The organism is Hymenobacter sp., assembly GCF_036387835.1.
Classification (GTDB): Bacteria; Bacteroidota; Bacteroidia; order Cytophagales; family Hymenobacteraceae; genus Hymenobacter.
This window is the reverse complement of sequence record NZ_DASVSY010000115.1, coordinates 85,069-106,493: the sequence shown is the minus strand read 5'-3', so window position 1 is coordinate 106,493 and position 21,425 is coordinate 85,069. Positions and strand designations below refer to the sequence as shown.

Annotated in this window: 14 protein-coding genes; 10 read left to right on the top strand and 4 right to left on the bottom strand. The window is 58.3% G+C overall.

Annotated features, from left to right (window positions below; genetic code table 11):
* Window positions 1-189 precede the first annotated feature (189 nt).
* The 5 genes from VF639_RS22775 (at window position 190) to VF639_RS22755 (ending at window position 6,841) form a co-directional block, all read left to right on the top strand.
* Window positions 190-1,563: a sensor histidine kinase gene (locus VF639_RS22775; protein ID WP_331148257.1), complete on the top strand. Its 1,374-nt coding sequence runs from the start codon at window positions 190-192 to the stop codon at window positions 1,561-1,563.
* A 2-nt stretch (window positions 1,564-1,565) separates the two neighbouring features.
* Entirely contained in the window at window positions 1,566-3,926 is a 2,361-nt protein-coding gene (locus VF639_RS22770; RefSeq protein ID WP_331148256.1) for an ATP-binding protein, read from the top strand.
* A gap of 37 nt (window positions 3,927-3,963) precedes the next feature.
* On the top strand, window positions 3,964-4,356 hold the full coding sequence (locus VF639_RS22765) for a response regulator (protein WP_331148255.1): 393 nt from the start codon (window positions 3,964-3,966) through the stop codon (window positions 4,354-4,356).
* Window positions 4,353-5,399: an adenylate/guanylate cyclase domain-containing protein gene (locus VF639_RS22760; protein WP_331148254.1), complete on the top strand. Its 1,047-nt coding sequence runs from the start codon at window positions 4,353-4,355 to the stop codon at window positions 5,397-5,399. The genes VF639_RS22765 and VF639_RS22760 overlap by 4 nt, the downstream gene beginning before the upstream one ends.
* A gap of 209 nt (window positions 5,400-5,608) precedes the next feature.
* Window positions 5,609-6,841, top strand: coding sequence for a transglutaminase-like domain-containing protein (locus tag VF639_RS22755; RefSeq protein ID WP_331148253.1), 1,233 nt, complete (start codon window positions 5,609-5,611; stop codon window positions 6,839-6,841).
* Window positions 6,842-7,128: 287 nt separating this feature from the next.
* Here the strand turns inward: VF639_RS22755 and VF639_RS22750 are convergent, their stop codons facing one another.
* The 3 genes from VF639_RS22750 to VF639_RS22740 all read right to left on the bottom strand — a co-directional run bounded on the left by VF639_RS22750 (window position 7,129) and on the right by VF639_RS22740 (window position 12,412).
* A complete protein-coding gene (locus VF639_RS22750; RefSeq protein ID WP_331148252.1) occupies window positions 7,129-9,888 on the bottom strand; it encodes a cyclic nucleotide-binding domain-containing protein in 2,760 nt (919 codons plus the stop codon).
* Between the two features lie 212 nt (window positions 9,889-10,100).
* Window positions 10,101-10,940, bottom strand: coding sequence for a CvfB family protein (locus VF639_RS22745; RefSeq protein WP_331148251.1), 840 nt, complete (start codon window positions 10,938-10,940; stop codon window positions 10,101-10,103).
* A gap of 161 nt (window positions 10,941-11,101) precedes the next feature.
* Window positions 11,102-12,412: an amidohydrolase gene (locus VF639_RS22740; RefSeq protein ID WP_331148250.1), complete on the bottom strand. Its 1,311-nt coding sequence runs from the start codon at window positions 12,410-12,412 to the stop codon at window positions 11,102-11,104.
* Between the two features lie 453 nt (window positions 12,413-12,865).
* On the opposite strand from VF639_RS22740, the gene VF639_RS22735 reads away from it, so the two are divergent.
* The gene (locus VF639_RS22735; RefSeq protein ID WP_331148249.1) at window positions 12,866-15,076 is read left to right on the top strand and encodes a sensor histidine kinase; all 2,211 of its coding nucleotides are present in this window, start codon (window positions 12,866-12,868) and stop codon (window positions 15,074-15,076) included.
* Window positions 15,077-15,426: 350 nt separating this feature from the next.
* Complete coding sequence (gene fbaA, locus VF639_RS22730; protein ID WP_331148248.1) at window positions 15,427-16,506, top strand: class II fructose-bisphosphate aldolase; 1,080 nt, start codon at window positions 15,427-15,429, stop codon at window positions 16,504-16,506.
* A 100-nt stretch (window positions 16,507-16,606) separates the two neighbouring features.
* Here fbaA and VF639_RS22725 read toward each other — a convergent pair whose 3' ends face one another.
* On the bottom strand, window positions 16,607-18,508 hold the full coding sequence (locus tag VF639_RS22725) for a BamA/TamA family outer membrane protein (protein WP_331148247.1): 1,902 nt from the start codon (window positions 18,506-18,508) through the stop codon (window positions 16,607-16,609).
* A 298-nt stretch (window positions 18,509-18,806) separates the two neighbouring features.
* Between VF639_RS22725 and VF639_RS22720 the strand changes: the two genes are divergently transcribed.
* The 3 genes from VF639_RS22720 to VF639_RS22710 all read left to right on the top strand — a co-directional run bounded on the left by VF639_RS22720 (window position 18,807) and on the right by VF639_RS22710 (window position 21,317).
* Window positions 18,807-20,075: a putative DNA modification/repair radical SAM protein gene (locus VF639_RS22720; RefSeq protein WP_331148246.1), complete on the top strand. Its 1,269-nt coding sequence runs from the start codon at window positions 18,807-18,809 to the stop codon at window positions 20,073-20,075.
* 109 nt (window positions 20,076-20,184) lie between these two features.
* A complete protein-coding gene (locus tag VF639_RS22715; RefSeq protein WP_331148245.1) occupies window positions 20,185-20,370 on the top strand; it encodes a hypothetical protein in 186 nt (61 codons plus the stop codon).
* 50 nt (window positions 20,371-20,420) lie between these two features.
* Window positions 20,421-21,317 (top strand): alpha/beta fold hydrolase, encoded by an 897-nt coding sequence (locus VF639_RS22710; RefSeq protein ID WP_331148244.1) that lies wholly within the window; start codon window positions 20,421-20,423, stop codon window positions 21,315-21,317.
* Window positions 21,318-21,425: the final 108 nt, after the last annotated feature.

Below are 21,425 nucleotides of genomic sequence, written 5' to 3'. Positions count from 1 at the left end.
ATTCGAGAATAGGAAAGCCTGAATTTTATGCCCTTTCTTTACCTTCAGCAGCCCATCGGCAAAGCCTGGAAGAGTAGGCTCCGTGTTTACTCGCCCTCGATCAACGAATGCAAAGCTGGAAACGGTTTCGCATGGCTGCTAGCCCGCAGCCAGCACTTACCGAAATTCATTTACTGGACACCGGACTTTATGGATATCAATACCGAGATTTTATTCACAGCCGGATTAACTACCGGAATCGGGCGGGTGCTAAGCAAGTTCCTGAATTTGCCTATTCGCTCTGCCCGTTGGGATGCCGTGCTGAAGAAGATTTGGGTGCCGGGCGTGGTGCTGTTTGTGTTGGCCGCTATTTTCAGGGTGAAGAGTGAGCTGCTCAACGATGCGTATTGGCTGTTTGCGTTTGGCGTAATAGCGGCTATGCTGCTCCGGGTGCGCGACTACCGCCCGGCGCGCACATTGCTCTTGGCCATGGCGCCATTCGCTTTGTACTTCTTGTTTGAGTTTGTGGCCGCGCTGTTAAGCAAGCAACTTCTCAAAGCCTACGATGATGCTTTCCAAACCACACAGGGCTTTGCTATTATCTGGATGATCACCTTCGGGTTTATTGCCCGCAGCCAGAAAAAGCAGCTGGAAGCCGAGCGCCTGGTACGCGAGGAAGAAGAACGAAACAAGAAGCGGATAGAAGCCCAAAATGCCGAGCTGGAACGGTTGGTATCGGAGCGCACCGCCGCCCTCACGCAGCGGGCCGAAGAGCTGCGCGACACGCTCACCGAACTGAAAACCACCCAGGCCCAGCTCATTCAGGCCGAGAAGATGGCCAGCCTGGGCGAGCTGACGGCCGGCATCGCCCACGAGATTCAGAACCCGCTCAACTTCGTCAACAATTTCTCGGAAGTGAGCACCGAGCTGTTGCAGGAGCTGGAAGAAGAGCAGTTGAAGCCCACGCGCGACCCGGAATTGGAAAGCGAGCTGCTGGCCGACTTAAAGCAGAACCTCCAGAAAATCACCCATCACGGGCAGCGGGCCAGCAGCATTGTGCGGGGCATGTTGGAGCACAGCCGGGCCAGCAACGGCGAGCGGCACCCCACCGACCTCAACGCCCTGGCCGACGAATACCTGCGCCTGGCTTACCACGGCCTGCGCGCCAAAGACAAAACCTTCAACGCCACCCTCACCACCGACTTCGATACTAGCCTGGAGCCCGTCGAAGTTGTTTCGCAGGACATTGGCCGGGTGTTGCTCAACCTGCTCACCAACGCCTTCTACGCCGTGCAGCAGCGCCAGAAACAAGGCCAGCCCGGCTACCAACCCACCGTCAGCGTCAGTAGCAAGAACTGCCAGGACCACCTCGAACTCCGCGTGCGCGACAACGGCTCCGGCATTCCGGCGGAGGTGCAGGCCAAAATCTTCCAGCCCTTCTTCACCACCAAGCCCACCGGCGAAGGCACGGGCCTAGGCCTCTCGCTGAGCTACGACATCATCACCAAAGGCCACGGTGGTACGCTCAGCGTGATTTCCGTGCCGGGCGAATCAACCGAATTTCTTATTTGCTTACCTGCTTGATTATGCCCGCCTTATCTCCTCTGACTCCGCTTCGGCCGTGCTTGCACTGGCTGCTGCCGCTGTGCCTGCTTACCCTGCTCGGCCACCCGCTGGCGGCCCAGACCACGCCGGCCCGCCGCTACTGGGAAGCCGACGGCGACTCCCTGCGCCGGGTGCTCGACACCCAGCGCGCCGACACCGCCCGTCTGCGCACCCTGCTGCACCTGTTCGAGGTGGGGGGGGAGCCCAGGTCGGAGGCCGACTACGATTCCTTGTTCCGGGAGCGGTTACGCCTGCTGCGCCGCCTGCGCCGGCCCGAGGCCCGTGCCCACCAGCTATTCTACGCCGACTACCAGCTGTATAAGGCCAAAGCCAACCCCGCGACTCGTCTCAAGGGCCTGCGGGCTGTTGTGGAGGCGTTCGACAGCGTGGGTCGACCGGCGCGGATATCGTTGGGGGAAATCGGTACCCTATTCCGACAGCTCAAGCAGCCGGAAGCGCAAATAGCCTATTTCCAAGCCAAGGTAACCCAATATGAGGCTCGTGGGGCGCTGGTGAACCTGGCCGCTTGCCACCATTTGCTAGGGGCGCCTTTCGCAAGACGAGGAGATTACAACCAGGGCATCAGTCACTTCCTGCGCTCCGCCGACCTCTACCGGGCGTTTGACCGGTATCGGCAGGAGAATGAGCTGAATGCGGTCGGCAATTTGTACGCCGAGTGGGGCAACCCGGCCAAGGCCCTTTACTTTCTGCGCCAGGGGCTGGCCGTGGGCGCCATCCTGCCCCGGCGCGACGACTTCGACCAGAACGCCTTCGCGTATCGGGGTATGGCCCAGGCCTACCGCCAGCTGCGCGACTATCCCGCCGCTTTGCGCGCCGCCAACCGGGCCCTGGCCGACGTCTCCACCGATACCACCCGCCGCTACGCCGCCCTGGTACCGCTTAATCAGGCCTACGGTTTGGTAGTTGAAAGCGCGGTGCTGCTCGATATGCGCCGGGTAGCCGAGGCCGGGCCCCTACAGGCGCGGGCCCAGCAGCTGGCCGACTCGCTGAAGCTGGGCATCCGCAGCCCTGGCGGCGTTATCGAGCTGGACGCGACCTGGGCCCGCTACTACACCGCCCGCGGCGAACCGGCTCGCGCCGAACAGGCCTGGCTGACGGCCTACAGCAAAGCCCGCGAAGCGAAGCTGGTGATGCAACGCCTGGCTTACCTGCGCGCGCTGACCGACTTCTACGCCCAGCAGGGGCAGGCCGCGCCCGCCGGCCGCTACGCCCGCCTCGGCCTGGCACTTGCCGATTCGTTGCGCACCACGCAGGGCACGTTCCAGGTGGCCAGCTACGAGGGCGAGCGCGCCAAACAGGCCCAGCAGGCTCGCATTGCGGCCCTGCGCCTGGCCCAGGTGCAGGACGCGGCCCGCGCCCGGCGCCAGCGCCTGCTGCTGTTTTCCGCGCTGGCCGTGCTGGCTCTGCTGGCTGGCCTGGGCTTCGTGCTCGGGCGCGCCAACCGCCGCCAGCAACGGGCCAACGCCCTGCTCAGCCAGCAGAAGATGGAAATGCAAACCCAGCGCGACCAGCTCGATGCCTCCCTCACCAAGCTGCGCACCACCCAGGCCCAACTCATTCAGGTTGAAAAGATGGCCAGTTTGGGCGAGCTAACGGCCGGTATCGCTCACGAAATTCAGAACCCGCTCAACTTCGTCAACAATTTCGCAGAGGTATCAGGGGAACTGGTCGAGGAGCTAGCGGAAGAGCAGCAGCGGCCAACCCGCGACGTGGCCCTGGAAGTTGAGCTGTTAGGCGACTTGAAACAAAACCTGGGCAAAATTTACCAGCACGGGCAGCGGGCCAGCAGCATCGTGCGCGGCATGCTCGAACACAGCCGGGCCAGCACCGGCGAGCGGGCCCCGACGGATATCAATGCGCTGTGCGACGAGTATCTGCGCCTAGCTTACCAGGGCTTGCGGGCCAAAGACAAAAGCTTCAACGCCAACCTCACCACCCACTTCGACCCCGGCCTTAAGCCGGTCGAGATTATCACGCAGGATGTGGGGCGGGTGTTGCTCAACCTACTCACCAACGCCTTCTACGCCGTGCAGCAGCGCCAGAAACAAGACGAGCCCGGCTATCAGCCCACCGTCACGGTCAGCACCAAGCAGGCTGCTGGCGCTATCGAAGTCCGGGTGAGCGACAACGGTATGGGTATTCCCGAGGATGTCAAGCAAAAGATTTTTCAACCCTTCTTCACCACCAAACCCACCGGCGAAGGCACGGGCCTAGGCCTCTCACTCAGCCATGACATCATCACCAAAGGCCACGGTGGTACGCTCAGCGTGGCAAGTAAAGAAGGGAAGGGCACCGAGTTTCTGGTTGCCTTGCCAATTTAAGACAAATCAATCTGGCAACTATACTAACTTTGACAAGATGAAAATACTGGTTGTTGACGACGAAGCAGACGTGCGCATCTTGTTCGAGCAGCGCTTCCGGCGCGAGATTCGCAGCGGCGCATTCACGTTTTCTTTTGCTTATTCGGGCGAAGAGGCGCTTGATTACTTGCACGGCCACGCGTCGGAAGTGGTGCTGATTTTATCGGACATCAACATGCCGGGCATGAGCGGGCTGGAGCTGCTGCGGCGCGTGAAGCAGGAATACGCCGCCCCGCCCCCGGCCCCGCCCCTGGTCATGATGATAACCGCTTACGGCGACACCGACAGCTACAACCAGGCCATGCAGCTCGGGGCCAACGACTTCCTGACCAAGCCCGTAGATTTTGCCGCGCTCAAAGAAAAACTGTTCTCGCTGGAGGATAAGCTATGAAAACAAGAATCCTGGTAGTAGACGATGAGGCCGACCTGGAGCTGCTAATCAAGCAGAAATTTCGGCGGCAGATTCGGGAAGGCGTGTACGAGTTCAAGTTTGCCGGCAACGGGCAGGAGGCCCTGGACTGCATTCGAGAAAATCCGGACCTGGATATTATTCTCTCCGACATCAACATGCCCGTCATGGACGGGCTGACGCTGCTTTCCAAGCTCCACGAGCTGAATTCGGTGTTGAAAACGGTGATGGTGTCGGCCTACGGCGACATGGAAAATATCCGGACGGCCATGAACCGCGGTGCCTTCGACTTCGTGTGCAAGCCCGTGGACTTCGCCGACCTGGAAGTGACCATGCAAAAAACCGCCAGCCACGTCCAGCAGCTGCGCGAAACGCTGCGGGCCATCCAGGAAAACAACATCCTGAAGATGTACGTCGACGAAACGGTAATCAATTTCATGGCCCGCCCCGGTTTCGAAGACCGGCTTATGGCCAGCGAAACCGTGGAAGCCACCGTTGTCTTTATCGACATTTGCGGCTTCACGGCCCTGTCGGAGGTGCTGCCGGCGCCCACGGTGGTTACGCTGCTCAACACCTACTTCGACCAGATGGTGAAGGAGATTATTGCGCAGGGCGGCTACATCGACAAGTTTATGGGCGACGCGGTAATGGCCGTGTTCCGGGGCGAATACCACCTCGACAAAGCCATTGATGCGTCCTTGACGGTGCGTACGCTCATCCAGAACCAGCTAAGCACCCTGCCCGACGGCACCAGCTACCAGCCGCAGGTATCTATCGGCATCAACACCGGCGAAATGGTGTGCGGCAACATCGGCTCGGCCTCCCTGCGCCGCCTCGACTACACCGTTATCGGCGACACCGTCAACGTGAGTCAGCGTTTGCAAGGGGCCGCCCAGCCCAACCAAATCATCATCACCGACGCTATTTACTTGAAGGTAAAAGAGTCTTTCCAATGTCAGCCCGTGGGCGAGTTGAAGCTAAAGAACAAGGCCAAACCGGTGATGACCTACGAGGTGATGGCGTAGGCAGAAATAATAGCAGAACGCCATACTGCGGTTAAGCCGCATGGCGTTCTGCTTTCACGCTAACTCGTTTGTACTGAAGGCGGCAACGGTGTGCTCGTTTGTTCCATCTATTCCACCGTCACGCTTCCCCAGTTCACTCGGTAGCCCGGCAACGCATTGGGTGAAGGCTCGCCTTGGTATGCTATAAATTCTCTTAATCAATTCTATTGATGAGGTGTGCTTTTTCGCTGATTATCTGCTTTCTGCTAACTAGCTCGGCCTTAGTGGCGCAACAGCAAGGCAAGACCAAAGAGGAATTTGGGGCCTATAGTGCCAACCTTAACAAGGAGGTGCGGCCTTTGGTGGAGGCCAGGCAGTATCGGCAGGCGCTTACTTTGCTGGCGGGGTGGCACAAAACCTACGATGCGCTCGACGAGCCGGTTAAAAGGGAGCTGAAGCCGAACTTGGCCAGCATGTACTACAACGAAGCCTGCTATTACGCACTGGCCAAGGACCGGCCCAATGCGTTGGCGAGCTTCAAGCTGGCTGTCAGCAATGGCTGGCAGAACTACATGCACGCCAAATCCGACACCGACCTGGATTTCATCCGGAGCGATAAAGGGTTCCAACAGCAGATGGCGTCCATCCGGGAGAAGGGCGACTACCTGTATGTGCTGCAGCAGTCGAAAGGCTACGTGGCGAAGGAGAGTCAGACCTTGCCGGCGTTTCGTTACCAGTCGGCCGATGAGCCGCACCTGGTGGCCTTGCGCAAAACCTACCAGCTGGATTCTATTGCCGGGGCGGGCAACGAGGTTTCGCGCATGATTAACCTGCTGCATTGGGTGCACGAACTGGTGCCCCACGATGGCAACAACGGCAATCCGCCTTCCCGGAATGCGCAGGATTTCATCCAGGTTTGCCAGAAGGAAAAGCGCGGCTTGAACTGCCGGGGCTTGGCTACCATTCTCAACGAAGCCTACCTGGCTATGGGCTACAAAGCCCGCTTTGTAGGCTGCCTGCCCAAAGACAGCACCGACGTGGATAGCCACGTCATCAACGCGGTGTACTCCGCCAGTGAAAACAAATGGCTCTGGATGGACCCTACCAACGATGCCTACGTGATGAACGAGCAGGGAAATCTGCTAAGCATAGAGGAAGTCCGGGAGCGACTCGTCAACGGCAAGCCACTGCTGGTTAACCCTACTGCCAACTGGAACCACAAGGTGTCCAAGATGAAGGAGGATTACCTCTACCAGTACATGGCCAAGAACCTGTACCAGCTGGCCTCGCCCGTGAGCAGTGAGTACGATCTGGAAACCCGGCGCGACGGAAAAACCATAGAGTATATTCGGCTTTTGCCCGTGCCTATTGCCAGAAAAGCCGTGAAGACTACCAAGGCGGGCGCTACCACCATTACGGAGTACGCAACGAACAGCCCGGTTACTTTTTGGCAAAAGCCTTAAAAGCTCGTCACTCCGATTAGAAACTGTCATTCCGACGCAGGAGGAATCTGAGTAAAGTCTTCATCGAAATAACTCGGATTCCTCCTGCGTCGGAATGACAGGCTCTAGTCTGATAGGCTCCAAAAGCTTGTAGGAAACCTTATGCCTACTTCCCGTCAAGCGGATATTAGGCTGGCTAGATGAAGAAGCTGTTTAGGAAGTCTGAAAATTCAAGCATGATGGTCTGATGACTTCCTAAACAGCTTTGAAGCCTAACGTTACTATAGCTTCCGGGCACACCTTGAAAGCTATTTTCCGCTTTCTTCTGAAGAGGAAGCCAGGGGACGAGGTTCGGCTAACTGCATTTTCTCGTTTTGGCGGCGCAGGCGTTGGCAAAGCACCCGCAGTACGTTGCGCAGCACTTCGCCGCGTTCCTCCATCACGTCATAGAAATCTTCCTGGTCGAGGCGGAAGGCTACTACGGGGCCGTGCGCTACGGCGGTGGCAGAACGGGGCTCGGCGTCGAGCAAGGCCAACTCGCCGAAAAAGTCGCCTTTCTTGAATGTGGCGAGCTGTTGAGGGCCGTTGAAGATGCCTACTTCGCCTTCGTACACGATGTAGAGTGAGGTGCCCAAGTCGCCTTTGGCGAATATCTCTTGGCCCTCGTGGAAGGAAACTTCCTTCATGATCGGGACGATGCTGCTAAGCACGTTTTCAGGAGTTTCGGCAAACAACGCGGTGTGGTGTAGCACCTGCACCCGCTCCTGAGCGGAAATATGGCCGGCGGCAGCGTGATGGTCCATAAGTTGGAAAGCTACAATAGGATACTTGTTTACAAGCTGCTGATGCAAGAACGGTTGTTGCTGCGCTAGTTGCTCGAGCACGGCAAACGCACTTTCGCGCACGAGCAGGCTCTTGCTATCGAGGTGGGAAACCAGTTGTGCTACGGTGCTTGATTCAGGACGCCAGTGCCGTAGCGCTACGCTTACGGTCCAGTCGGAAAAGCCGGTTTCGCCTTCCCAAACCACTAGCGGTACCACCAGTACTGGCACCGCGGGAGCCCCTAGCAACCGGTCGAAAGTGCGGATTTTGTCGGGCACGGGCAGCACGTCGAGCAGGGCTTGCAGGCCCTGGTAGAGCGAGCGGGGAATGATGTTGTCGAGGATTTCGAGGGCGTTGGCTTGTCGCTCGCGGGCGGCATGTGCCACGCCGCGTTGAGCATCGGCAATGAACTGCGGGGGATAGAGTTGGAGCAGCAAGCCAAAAATTCGCTGCTGCACCCGGGTTAGCTCGTAGTTGAGAGCACGAGAAAGTTCGACGGGCGCGGCGGCCAGACCATAGAGCAACTGCTGAGCCAGCTGCAACTCTTCGCGCATCAAAACCTGGAAGGTGGGCGCATCATTAGGGTTTTGGTCGAAGTTACGAAGGGCACGAAGGGCAACTTCGCGCCCGAACAGGCGAGGCTGCTGCACCAGCGCCACCAGGACTCGGCGACTGGCATCCGTACGGATGTGGCCGCACACCTGCGCGAGTCGCTGCACCTGCACTTCTTCGGTGGCTACGTGCAGGGCCTCGGCTAGCAGCGGCAAAGCCGTTTCGCCGAGCTGTACCAGGCGTGCGGCCGCCCCGCGGCGCCGCGTCCGATCTGTTAAGGCCGCAACCAGTCCCCGGATGTATTCGGTGTTCGGTACCTCAGAAGCATGGCCAGGGTCGGCCGCAGAGGGCTGGCGCCAGCCCGAAATAGACGTCAGCACCTCGGTATCGTCGGTGAAGCGGCGGCTGACGGCGTGTTGCAGCTCGGCGAGGTAGTGGCCGTAGGTGCGGTGCAGAAATAGCAGCGCCCCGGCCGCAAACAAGCCCATCCACACGAACGGCAGCCACTCGTTCAGCTCCGGCAAGTGGTGCAGCGCAAACAGCAGGAATCCGGCCAGCGCCATCCCTAAAGGCTCGAAAAAGCCCTTGGCCCTGGTGTGGGCCTGCAACCGCTCTTCGGCCGAAAGTGCCTGAAACAGCACCAGAAACACCGGGTCGAAAACCGCCCGCCGCAGCACCTCCAGCCCCAGAAACAAGCCGCAGAAGTACAGCAGCATGAGGGAGTCGACGGCCGCAATGTAGCGCAGCCCCCCAAATAGCAGAACCCCTACTAGCACCAAAATCGGCAAGGCCAGCAACATGCGGCGTATGCCCATGCGCTCGAGCGTGAACTGCGAAAGCAGTACTTTGAACACCATGGCCAGCAGGTAGGTCAGCGTCAGAACCGTACCTAAATAGCGCATCAGCGTGGCCTGGTCGTGGAATTTGTGCTTGACGTTGACGAAGAACGAATACTCGACGCCGGTCGTAACAGCCGCCACAGCCATCAAACTCAAACACATCGATAGCACCAAGTCACTGTTGCCGAACCAGCGTTGCAGCAACGAGGTTGTACCTTGTTGTCGTTGCCGCCGGGCCACCGATTTAGCTTCTACCACGTGCGAGGCCAACGTGGTGCGCAGCGTCAGCAACGCGCCTCCGTAAGCCGCAAAAGCCAGCAGCAGTAAGTACAGCAAGTCGGTGTGGCCGTGAACCAGCACCGCCAGTACCGCGCCCAGGGCTTTGGCCGGCATATCACCGGAACTGATGAGGCTGAAGAGCCGCTTGCTTTGCCGCACGTCAAACACCACCGCCGACACGCCCCAGAACTCGAGGTTGGTGAGCAGGTAGATGATGCGGTAGCCCGCCATAATAGCCACCGCAGCCGCCACCGAATGCCCCAGCGCCACCAGCACGCCCAGCACGCCCGTCAGGACTACCACTGCCAGCAGCACCCGCACCGCTAGGCGCTGCAGTTGCAGTTGGTGCTCGAAATGCGTATAGGCCCGGCCCACGGCCATGAGCGCCAGCGCGGCCACGCCGTAGGCCAGCGGCAGGTTGCGCTCGGGGTTGTTCTCAAGCAGAATAACGTTGGCCGCCACGTACACCAGGATGGTGCCGATGCCGAGCAGGAAGTTGTGCAGAAAGAACAGCCACACCGTCTTGCCCTCCTCAGGGCGGATACCAAGAAAGCGGTGCCAGGTGGTAAGAAACATCAGGTAGCCTACGGTTGGAATTCGTAGCGGCAAGTTAACGGCTTCCCGAAGGAATAGCTATCTGCTGCCTATTAAGGCTTACTCACTTGAAAAGAAAAGCTGGACTGGCTTCAGGTAACTGTATCTCAAAACTCCAGGCCGCCATGCCGAGCTTGCCGAAGCATGACGGCCTTATTGCGAAAACCAAACAAGGCTCCCAAAGCACCGCCTGATTAGCTCTTGCTCACCAGCTGCGTGTGTTCCGGGAAAAGCTGCACCTCGCCGCGTTTATACAGCGTGCCCAAGGCCTTTTTGAATACCTTCTTGCTCATGCCCAAGCGGCGGTATATATCGTCGGGCTCACTTTTGTCGCCGAGTGGGAGCTTGCCACCGGGAGCTTGGCGTAGGGCATCCAGCAGGGTATCGGCGGCGGCCAGGGCTTCGTCGTAGCCGACGCGCTGCAGGCTGATATCCAGCTTGCCATCTTCCCGAATCTGGCGCACGTAGCCGGTAGGCGTGTCACCGAGACGTAGCGGCCGGAACACCTCGTTGTGGTAGAGCAAGCCCTGATGGGTGCCGTTGACGATAACCTTGTAGCCCATATCTGTTTCATCGGCCACAAACAAGCGCACTTCGTCGCCCACTTTGCCGGGGAACAGCACGTCACTAGGCAACTGCCGCTCCCATTTGGCGGTGGCTACGATGCGGTCTGAGGTGTCGTCGAGGTACACGTACACGGTTTCGCGCTGGCCCACGCGCAGGCTGCGACGCTGGTTGCGGTAGGGGAGAAACAAATCTTTTTCGAGGCCCCAGTCCAGGAAGGCACCTAGCGGGGTCACGTCGCGTACCGTCAAGGCAGCAAAGTCGCCGACTTTGGCCAGCGGGTCTAAGGTAGTGGCAATAAGGCGGTCTTCCGAGTCGCGGTACACGAACACGCGCAGCACGTCGCCGATGCGGGTGCCCTCGGGAATGTATTTGCGCGGAATCAGCATGTCGCCGTCATCGGACCGCAGGTACATGCCAAAATCGACCTCGCGGTCCACTTCCAGTTCGTTGTAGTCGCCGAGTAGCATAGGAGATGTTGGGGTAAGGAGAGGAACAGCAAAGATACAGGCCTCTTTGTACGGGAAGCGTAGCGCAAAGCTCCGGATACAAACCGAGTAATTATTCTCGTCTGCACCGTCAGCATACGCCAACTATTCGCCTTGTTCACTCGCCAAGCAGGAGCTTAGCGTTACTTCTTTTTGGTTAGATAATCGGCGGCCAGCGTGGCCAGCGTCGTGACGCCGAGGGTGAATCCGCTTTCTTCGATGTGGAACCCGGCCGTGTGGTGGGGGGCGGCAGTGGCCGGGTTGCCACCTACGGGCATACCCCCCAGCCACACAAACAAGCCGGGCACTTTTTCCTGGTAGCAGGCAAAGTCTTCGGCTATCATCGAGGCTTTAGTTTCCCGCACCTTGCTGGCCCCGGCCGCCGTGCGCAGCGAAGGCAGCATCAGCTCGGTCAGGCGCGGGTTGTTGATGGTAACCGGCGCGTAGTTCACAATGTCCACTTCGGCCGTGGCGCCCGCGCTTTCCGCTACGTTGGTGGCCGTACGCCGGATGGCAGCCCACACCTTCTGCTGCATTTCCGGGCTGAGGGTGCGGATAGTACCCGCCATTTCGGCCTGCTCCGGAATGATGTTGTTGCGTACCCCGGCCTGCATGATGCCCACCGTCAGCACCGCGGCATCCTCGGTCAGCTCGGTTTGCCGGCTGATAATGGTTTGCAAGCCCAACACAATCTGCGCCGAAACCACCACCGGGTCCACGCCCAACCACGGGGTAGCGCCGTGTGCCGATTTGCCTTTCACCTTGATGGTGAAGACATCCGAGCTGGCCATTTCCGGCCCCGAGCGGTACTCGATAGTGCCCACTTCGCGCTGCGCACTCACGTGCAGGCCGAAAATGGCGTCCACTTTCGGGTTGTCGAGCACGCCTTCCTGCACCATGAGGCGGGCGCCGCCCACCATGCCGGGCAAGGACCCTTCTTCGGCCGGCTGGAAGATGAACTTCACCGTGCCCGGCAGGTCTTTGCGTATCTCACTCAGCACCGTGGCGGCGCCCATCAGCATGGCCGTGTGCGAGTCGTGGCCGCAGGCGTGCATCACGCCCACCTGCTGGCCGTTGTACTGCGCTTTCACCGTGGAGGCAAAGGCCAGCCCGGCCGGCTCGGTTACGGGTAGGGCATCCATATCAGCCCGCAGCGCCACTACGGGCCCCGGTTTGCCGCCGCGCAGAATGCCTACGACCCCAGTGCGCGCCACTCCGGTTTGCACCTCCATCCCGAGCTTGCGCAGATAGTCAGCTACCAGCGCCGAAGTGCGTTTTTCTTCGTTGCTGAGCTCGGGGTTCTGGTGGATGTCGCGCCGCCAGGCCACCACATTCTTTTCCTGCTGGCGGGCCAGCTTGGCTATGCGGGCATCGAGGGCCGCGTCTTGCGCCCAGGCCGGTGCTGCTGTCAGCAGCGGCAAAGCCAACGGCAAAAGGTATAGTTTCAACTTCATAAAGCAAAGAAAGTAAGCGAAGCGGCGGCAACAAGCACTTAAACCAAGCAGTGCGCCATTGGGTTGGGGTCAAGTTACACCAGTTCCTGCGGCAAGGGTAGTTGCGCGAGGCTTGGCATGGCGAGCTTACTGGCCTCCGAAAAGCTGTTCAACTCAGGCCAAGTAGCCCCGCACAAGTCCGCGTCGCAACCCGGTACACTTCTGTTTCCGGTTAGCTCAACCAGCTATTAAGCAGGCCAAAGCCGATTGGCTGGCTTGTAACAGATTGTTTCTCTTGAGGAGAATAAGTTATATAGCAGAATGGTATATTTATACTTAGAAACAGTTGCGCATTTCTATTCCTTGTTGTCGTCCGACGTGCGTCTGCTGCTAGCCAAGGTTAACAGTTAAGTTCCGCGGCGTGGGTTTTTGAACGGCTTGTGAAGGGGACTGGTAGTGTATTTGTGGGCGCTTATGAAAGCTTTGTTTCTATTGTTTTGGGCGTTTCTGCTAGCAAGTAACGTAGCATCGGCGCCAAATGCAGCCGGCCCGGTGGCAACTTATCAGCAGATGTCTGCCGAGGGCCTGGTGCTCAACCAAGGGTGGCGGTTTCATCCTGGCGACAACCCGCGCTGGGCGTTGCCGGGCCTCAGCGAGTTACAGTGGCAGCCCATTGACCCTACGCTGAGCCTGCACAGCCTGCCCCAGGTGGAAAAGGCCGGCTCGGGGTGGTTGCGGCTGCGCTTCCGGGTGAGCCCTGCCTTGCGGAAACAAGCCTTGGTCTTGCGTATCAGCCAATATGCGGCCTCGGAAATCTACTTCAACGGCCGCTTGCTGCGCCAGTACGGCACCCTCAGCTCCGACCCCAAGCAGGTACGGCCTTACTGGCCCGACGATGAGCCGATTGAGTTGCAGCTGAGCGAGGCAGAAGAGCAGGTGCTGGCCGTGCGGTTTGCGGTTTGGCCCCGCTTCAGTGTGTTCAGCGACTTTTTTGTGCCTTCGTTTTTTCGGGCCCGACTAGAAGGACTGCAGCAGGTGGTGCAAAGCAATCAGCTGGAAGCCACTTACAAAACGTCGGACATGCTGCTCTTTGGCGCTTTTCTGCTGCTGAGCGTTCTGCACCTGGCTTTCTACCTCTACAATCCGGCGCAGCGCGCCAACTATTTTTTCACCCTCTACACCCTGGCCGGTGCCATCAGCTTTGCGTGCACGGGGTTTTTAGATGAAGTGCACCGGCTTGATGTTCGGATTGGGGTTGATATTCTTTCTTATGTGTGCTTGCAAACTGGAGGGATACTGGTGGTGCGGGCATTGTACAGCCTGTTTGGCGTACCCATTGGTAGTATCTACCGGGGCTTGTGGGCGGCCAATTTCCTGAGTTTGGGGTTGCTCACCTTCGCCAACCACTACAGTTGGTACCCCACCGTGGGGTTTATGCTGCTGGTTACGGTCGAGCAGTTGCGGCTGACGCTGGGCGCGTTGCGGCAAACCAAGCAAGCCGCGGGTATTATTGCCACCGGGTTTGCTGTTTCCTTGGTTTTGTTGCTTGCGTACGGTTTTATTTCGCGCTACAACCAGGCGCTGCTACAAGTAAACGTGCTGTCGTTGCCCTTGCGTACCATCCTCACTTTCCCGGTGTTCTTGAGTCCGGTGCTGGCCATTTCGCTGTACCTGACGCGGCAGTTTGCCTGGGCCAGCCGGCTGCTGGAAATCAAGCTGAATCAGGTGCGTAACCTCTCGCAGCAGATGCTGGCGCAGGAGCAGGAAAAACAGCAACTACTAGCGCAGCAAAACGAGACGCTGGAGCGCAAGGTGCAGCAACGCACCGCGGCCCTGCAAAAAACCCTGCACAACCTGCAAGCCACCCAAAACCAGCTGATTCAGCGCGAAAAAATGGCTAGCCTCGGGGAGCTGACGGCCGGCATTGCCCACGAAATTCAGAACCCGCTCAACTTTGTTAAGAACTTCTCGGAAGTGGCCAATGAGCTGCTGCTAGAGCTGAAAGACGAAATGTTGCCGGTGCTTGCCGCTCCGCAAAAAACCTACACCTGCGACTTATTGGGCGAGCTAACGGAGGTGCTGGAGAAAATTCATCATCATGGCCACCGGGCCGGCTCGATAGTGCAAGGCATGCTGGAACACGCCCGCATCGGAACCGGCGAGCGGGCCCTGACCGACCTCAATGCCTTGGCCGACGAGTTCATGCGCCTAAGCTATCAAGGGTTGCGGGCCAAGAACCCGGATTTCAGTGCCAAACTTACCACCGACTTCGACCCGGATTTGGGTTTGCTTGAAGTCGTGCCGCAGGACATGGGGCGCGTGCTGCTCAACCTGTTCAACAACGCCTTTTATGCCGTTTGTAAGCGGCAAGCGCAGGAAGGCAAAGACTACAAACCCGAAGTGCTGGTGCGCACCCTCCGGTGCAGCAACGCGGTGCAACTAGTGGTGCGCGACAACGGCACGGGCATTCCCTCCTCTATCCTGTCAAAAATCTATCAGCCCTTCTTCACCACTAAGCCTACGGGCCAGGGTACGGGTCTTGGGCTTTCATTGAGTTACGACATTGTTACCAAAATGCACAAAGGCAACCTGCTGGTTGATACGCAGGAAGGCCAGTACACCGAGTTTACCGTGAGCTTACCCGCCGAAGAAATAACCTGCGACCTGCCTTCCTACCAGATCTAGAACCGCTAGCGCAAACGAGCTGTTTATGCAGTAATGAGAACCAGATTTTCTGTGGCTTCGTGTGGCTTTCGCGCTATGGTTTATTGTGGTGCCGCAGCTAAAGGGGTGGCCCTCTAGATTCCGTGTAGCGGTTTGTAAGACCACCCCATTCGGCTGCGGAAGTTCAACTAATCCTGTCTGCACGAATGTGGATTATATGGGGGTAGTTTTCGACTTTCTTTCTTTTGTACGCTAGCAGCCCCTAACTTGGCGCTGTAGCCGGAACGTGAACGGTGACGTTAGCTCCGGTCCGGCCAAGCAAACTTGCGGCTGTAGATTCCCCATTTCCTGTTCATATTTCTTTCAAATCAATGGCTGAACAAACCCTTACTGGCCTGCGGGCTGGCGTCCTGCACGGCGACGAAGTACAAGCCCTGTTTCAAGTGGCCAAGGCCAATGCCTTCGCACTTCCCGCCGTCAACGTGACGGGCACCAATACAGTAAACGCCGTGCTGGAAACGGCGGCTGGCGTCAACTCGCCGGTTATCATCCAGTTTTCCAACGGTGGCGCGCAATTCTTCGCTGGTAAGTCTATTCCCAACGGCGACCAGCGGGCTAGCATTGCCGGCGCTATTTCGGGGGCGCAGCACGTGCACCTCATGGCCGAGCTCTACAATGTGCCCGTGATTCTGCACACCGACCACGCCGCCAAAAAGCTGCTGCCCTGGATCGACGGCCTGCTCGCCGCCGGCGAAAAGCACTACGCTCAGTACGGTCAGCCCCTCTACAGCTCGCACATGCTGGACTTGTCGGAGGAGCCGATTGAAGAGAACATCGAAATCTGTAAGCGCTACCTGGAGCGCATGAGCAAGATCGGCATGACGCTGGAAATCGAGCTTGGCGTGACGGGCGGCGAGGAAGACGGCGTTGATAATTCCGACGTGGACAGCTCCAAGCTCTACACGCAGCCCTCGGAAGTAGCCTACGCCTACAAGGAGTTGAGCGAGGTAAGCCCCCGCTTCACGGTGGCCGCTGCTTTCGGCAACGTGCACGGCGTGTACAAGCCCGGCAACGTGAAGCTGCAGCCTGTTATCCTGAAAAACTCGCAAGAGTACGTGCAGGAGCATTTCAACACCGGCCCGCAGCCCGTTGATTTCGTGTTCCACGGCGGCTCTGGCTCCAGCCAGGAGGAAATCCGCGAGGCCATCAGCTACGGCGCCATCAAGATGAACCTCGACACCGACCTGCAGTGGGCGTTGTGGGAAGGCATCAAGGATTACTACGTGAAAAACGAAGGCTTCCTGCAAAGCCAGATCGGTAACCCCAGCGGTGCCGATTCGCCCAACAAGAAGTACTACGACCCGCGCGTATGGCTCCGCAAAGGCGAAGAAACCTTCATTGCTCGCCTCAAGCAAGCTTTCGAAGACCTGAACGCCATCAATCGGCGGTAGGAGGGAGGAGTTAGGAGTGAGAAGCTAGGAGCTAGGAGACTAGGCTAGAGGGCACGAGCAAAAAAGCTCTTGGCTCCTAGCTCCTCCCTCCTAGCTCCTATCACTCATACCGCGCGATGCTTGGCTGGCCGAAGCTGAAGTCGCTGAAGTCGTAGTAGGGGCGGGAGCTTTCGTAGATGCGGTAGCCGCTGTCGGTGGTGAGGCCGCGGGGGTAGTAGCCGAACAGAATCTGGAAAGCACGAATGGGGGTATACTCGTTGCGGAAACGGACGCCCACCCCAAAACCAGTGTAAGGCTTCTCGTAGATGGGTAGAATCCGTTTCGAGCGCGTATTGAGCCAAGCCACGTCGGCAAAAAGCACGCCCGCCAAGCGGAAGCCCAGAAACGAGACGGGCGTATACACCGTGGTTTCATAGTTGAGAACCACCCGGCTGGTGCCCCGTAGGTCGCTGACCGACTTGAAGCCGCGCAGGCCCCTTTCGCCTTCGATGGAAAGCGGCAGGTCGCTGGAGAGGCGGTTGAACCCGATAGCCGACCGGTTCCACAGAAAATGGCGCCACTGATAGTTGCCAGTGTGATAGAGGCGGGTGAAGTACAGTACTTCCGTACTAACCAGGCCTTGTTGCCAGGCGCCGGTGGTGGGCCGCATGTACGAGCCAAACTCCCCGCTCAGATACAGATACCCTTTGCGCGGACTGTAATTAGCAGTTGAAATTCGGGCGCCGTAGTAGTTGCGGTGGTCTTGATCGTTGAGCTCGTAGCCCACCGTGGCGCTCAGCAGGGTCCCCGTTGGAATGTCCTCGGTGCGCCCAAACCCAAACAGGTACTTGTCTTTATAATAACGCCGCACACTGTACCCCACAGTGCCCAGGAGGGCACTGGCGTTGAGGAAATCAGTATTAGGGCGGACCGTGTGATACGTGCGCAAGAGCCGGGCCGATAGAATCATCCGGCCGGGGTTTTCGTAGCCCAGGTCATAGCTGCGCAGGGGGAGGGAGCGGCCCACCCATAGGTCTTGCGTGCTGTAGCTGATGGGAGAGTACACCGGCTCTTGCCCATTGGGTGGCGGCACAAGTACCAGACGGTAGCTGTAATTATTTATAGCCAGTGCCCCGGCATACTTGGTATTGATGGAGTAGAAATCCCGGCTGAGCGTGATGCCGCTCGAATGATTTTGGTACTCGTTGCGGTAGCGGGCCTCACCGTACAGAAAATTGCGAAACGGAATGCGGTAGCTGCCTATGTAACTCCACGATTGGGGCTGGTTACGCCCAAACTCGTACCGGTTGCGAAACCGGTGCCCCTGGCCCAGAAAGTTCTGGTCGTTTAGCCCAATCACCGCTGCGTCAACGTCGCGTATTTCAAACGAGCCGCTCAGACTGAATACATCCTTCGTTACGACCTCCACGTCCACGCTGTCGGCGGTGCTGGTGCGCTCGTTCACGAATACCCGCGCATCCACCAGCTCGTCGGTTTGGCGCAACAAACGTTCCGATTCGGCCAGCGCCTGCGGTTCCAGTTCCCTACCTACCTTGAAAAGCAAAACTTGCCGCACCCGGGCCCGGGAGGTTTTCATGTGGAGGGCGTTGCCGGTTTTCTCTAGAATGTTGCGCGGTGTGCGGGTGGTATCGGAAATGCTGTAGCCGAACGCCGTCAGGGTTTTGATGTTGATGCTCCGGACGATTTTGTAGCTGTGCCGGTCGTACTGGCGGTCAAGCAAGGCGGCATCGAGGCCGGCCTGGTCTTCGTGGCGGGGCGTGAAGTTGAAAAGCACCGCCGCGGCTTTACCGGCAATAGTTTTGCGCCGGGTGTACGCCTTGAGGCCGTTCAGCAAACGCTCCTGGTCGAAGCGCCGCCGCAGCGAGTCGGTGCGAACAGCGGGGCGACTAACGGTATCTGTGGGCTCGACAATACGAGTGGTGTCGGGACGCACGCCGTTCTGAGCCAGGGCCGATAAGGCCCCAAGCCACCAAAACGCCCATACCAAAACCATATACCTCATAAGGCGGAATCCAACTCTTGCAAGTTACAGTGTTATAAGGAGGTTTGCCACACGAAAATCGTTGCAAAACGCCTCTGAAACGAGGTAAAAAGGCCAACTGTCATTCCGACGCAGGAGGATCTGAGGGAAGCCGTTCAGCGACCTTACTCAGATTCCTCCTGCGTCGGAACAACAAAGTGGTTGTCTGATAAAGCAAGACAAATACTCCGCAGTTGAGGAACATTTCTAATGAAATTAGTCTTGGAGTATAGTGCATATCTCAGCACAAGCCTCTATTTTTAAGCCCAGATACAGCCCAATGAACGACCAGCGCATTCAGGAAAAGCTAAGCATTTTGGCAGACGCCGCGAAGTACGATGTATCGTGCTCGAGCAGCGGTGGCAAGCGCAAAAACGAATCCAAGGGCCTCGGCAATGCGGAAGGCATGGGCATCTGCCACAGCTACACCGAAGACGGCCGTTGCGTAAGTCTGCTCAAGATCCTGCTCACCAACCACTGCATCTTCGACTGCGCCTATTGCGTGTCGCGCAAAAGCAACGACGTGAAGCGCGCCGCCTTCACCGTGGACGAAGTGGTGGACCTGACCATGAACTTCTACCGTCGTAATTACATCGAGGGCTTGTTCTTAAGTTCCGGCATTTTCTCGTCGCCCGACTATACCATGGAGCGCCTCGTGCGCATCATCAAGAAGTTGCGCACCGAGCACAATTTCAACGGCTACATTCACGTGAAAGCCATTCCGGGCGCCTCGGAAGAGTTGATTCAGGAGGCAGGCTTGTACGCCGACCGGCTGAGCGTGAACATCGAGTTGCCCTCGGATATGAGCTTGCAGAACCTGGCGCCGGAAAAGAACTACGAAGAGATTCTGACCCCGATGGCCCAGATCCGGGACGGCATCACCAAAAACAAAGAAGAGAAAGCGCTTTTCAAGAAGGTGCCGCAGTTTGCCACCGCCGGCCAAAGCACGCAGCTCATTGTGGGCGCTTCGGCCGAAAACGACCTCGAAATCATCAATCTGACCGACTCGCTCTACAAAGGCTACGGTTTGAAGCGCGTGTACTACTCGGGCTACATCCCCGTCACCGACGATGCCCGCCTGCCCCAGCTGACGCAGCCGCCCCTCATCCGGGAGCACCGCCTCTACCAAACCGACTGGCTGATGCGCTTTTACGGTTTCCAGGCCGACGAAATCCTGGACCCCGCGCACCCCTTCCTCGACCTGGAAGTGGACCCAAAGCTGGCGTGGGCCCTGCGCAACCGCCACGTGTTTCCGGTGGACGTGAATAGCGCCGACTACGAAATGATCTTGCGCATCCCCGGCGTAGGGGCGCGCTCCGCCAAACGGATCGTGGCCGCCCGGCGGTTTGCCCCCATCACCCTCGACCATCTGCACAAGTTTGGGGTGGTACTCAAGCGGGCCAAGTTTTTCCTGACCTGCCGCGGGCAGGCGCTGGAGAAGCGTGATTACGACGAGCAAACCATTCGCCGCCAGATTCTATTTGGCGCGGGTTCGGTACGCTCGGCGCTTGTTACCCAACAGCTCGACCTTTTTGCCCAAGCCAGTTAATCTGTTTTTCGTTGTTGGTTTTTTGTTTTTCGCGCGGTGCCAAACCCTTGGAAAACAAAGTGTAGCAGCTAAAAACGAACAGCCAAAAACCAATAACGAAAAACGAACCATGACCATTTCTCATCGCGCCGCCGACGCGTCGGCGGCCTCCCTCGAAGCTGCAAAACCTGCCAAAGTGGCCCGTATTGCCTGTTGCTGTAAGCTTTCCGACCTGTTGCCGATTGTGCAGCAGCTCCACCGTGAAGCGGCGCAAGCCAACGCCGCGCAAGCTAGACCACAGTCGGAAGCGGCCTGAGCAACTAGCTGAGCCATAACCTTGTGCCTTACTATGAGGTACGTCGTAGCATGGCTTTCGAAATAGAGCATTATTACGTCCGTACCAACGGCATTACGCTGCATGTGGTACAGTGCGGCCCCCTCGAGGGGCCGCTGGTTATTTTGCTGCATGGCTTTCCGGAGTTCTGGTACAGCTGGCGCAAGCAGATTCCGGCGCTGGCGGAAGCTGGCTACCGCGTATGGGTTCCCGACCAACGCGGGTACAACCTGAGCGAGAAGCCAACCGGTGTGTCCAACTACCGCATCGACAAACTAGGAGCTGATATTATCGGTTTGCTCGATGCGGCTGGCCAAGCCAAGGCAGTTGTCATCGGCCACGATTGGGGCGCGGCCGTGGCGTGGTGGCTGGCCGGGCGCTACCCGGCGCGGGTGGCGCAGGCGGCTATTCTGAATGTGCCGCATCCGGCGGTGCTTAGCCGCGCGTTGCGGAAGGCCCCGCGGCAGCTGCTGAAAAGTTGGTACATCTACTTTTTCCAGTTGCCGTGGTTGCCCGAGAAGCTGTTTCGGCGCAAGGAATACCTGTTCGGGCGGGCTTCGTTGCGAGGTACTAGTCGGCCCGATACGTTTTCTTCCTATGACTTGCAGCAGTACGTAAAAGCGTGGGCGCAACCTGGCGCGCTTACCGGCATGATCAACTGGTACCGGGCGGCCTTCCGCAAAACGGGTCGGACAGGTAAAGTGGGGCGCATCACGGTGCCCGTGCGGCTGTTGTGGGGGCAGCGAGATGCTTTTCTTGAGCCTGTGTTAGGCTGCCTCAGCCTGACTATGTGCGAGAAAGGAGAGCTAACCTATTTCAAGGATGCCACCCACTGGCTCCACCAGGAAGAGCCCCGCGCCGTAAACAAGCTGCTGCTTGAGTTTCTGCAGACGCAGGGGCAGCCATATACTCAAAGAAATTTAAGGTAGCATTCCTGTAGGCTTGAGGCGTAATATGTACCGGATGTTCTGGAAAACTACTGGTGTCTAACGCTGTTCCTTGAAAGCCCGCCGCCAGTAGCTACTAGCTTTTACCTA

Coding starts and splice junctions, on each gene's coding strand:
- VF639_RS22720 (WP_331148246.1), top strand. CDS start 18,807: ATGAACGACCAGCGCATTCAGGAAAAGCTAAGCATTTTGGCAGACGCC.
- VF639_RS22770 (WP_331148256.1), top strand. CDS start 1,566: ATGCCCGCCTTATCTCCTCTGACTCCGCTTCGGCCGTGCTTGCACTGG.
- VF639_RS22745 (WP_331148251.1), bottom strand. CDS start 10,940: ATGCTACTCGGCGACTACAACGAACTGGAAGTGGACCGCGAGGTCGAT.
- VF639_RS22760 (WP_331148254.1), top strand. CDS start 4,353: ATGAAAACAAGAATCCTGGTAGTAGACGATGAGGCCGACCTGGAGCTG.
- fbaA (WP_331148248.1), top strand. CDS start 15,427: ATGGCTGAACAAACCCTTACTGGCCTGCGGGCTGGCGTCCTGCACGGC.
- VF639_RS22710 (WP_331148244.1), top strand. CDS start 20,421: ATGGCTTTCGAAATAGAGCATTATTACGTCCGTACCAACGGCATTACG.
- VF639_RS22715 (WP_331148245.1), top strand. CDS start 20,185: ATGACCATTTCTCATCGCGCCGCCGACGCGTCGGCGGCCTCCCTCGAA.
- VF639_RS22735 (WP_331148249.1), top strand. CDS start 12,866: ATGAAAGCTTTGTTTCTATTGTTTTGGGCGTTTCTGCTAGCAAGTAAC.
- VF639_RS22740 (WP_331148250.1), bottom strand. CDS start 12,412: ATGAAGTTGAAACTATACCTTTTGCCGTTGGCTTTGCCGCTGCTGACA.
- VF639_RS22755 (WP_331148253.1), top strand. CDS start 5,609: ATGAGGTGTGCTTTTTCGCTGATTATCTGCTTTCTGCTAACTAGCTCG.
- VF639_RS22775 (WP_331148257.1), top strand. CDS start 190: ATGGATATCAATACCGAGATTTTATTCACAGCCGGATTAACTACCGGA.
- VF639_RS22725 (WP_331148247.1), bottom strand. CDS start 18,508: ATGAGGTATATGGTTTTGGTATGGGCGTTTTGGTGGCTTGGGGCCTTA.
- VF639_RS22750 (WP_331148252.1), bottom strand. CDS start 9,888: ATGTTTCTTACCACCTGGCACCGCTTTCTTGGTATCCGCCCTGAGGAG.
- VF639_RS22765 (WP_331148255.1), top strand. CDS start 3,964: ATGAAAATACTGGTTGTTGACGACGAAGCAGACGTGCGCATCTTGTTC.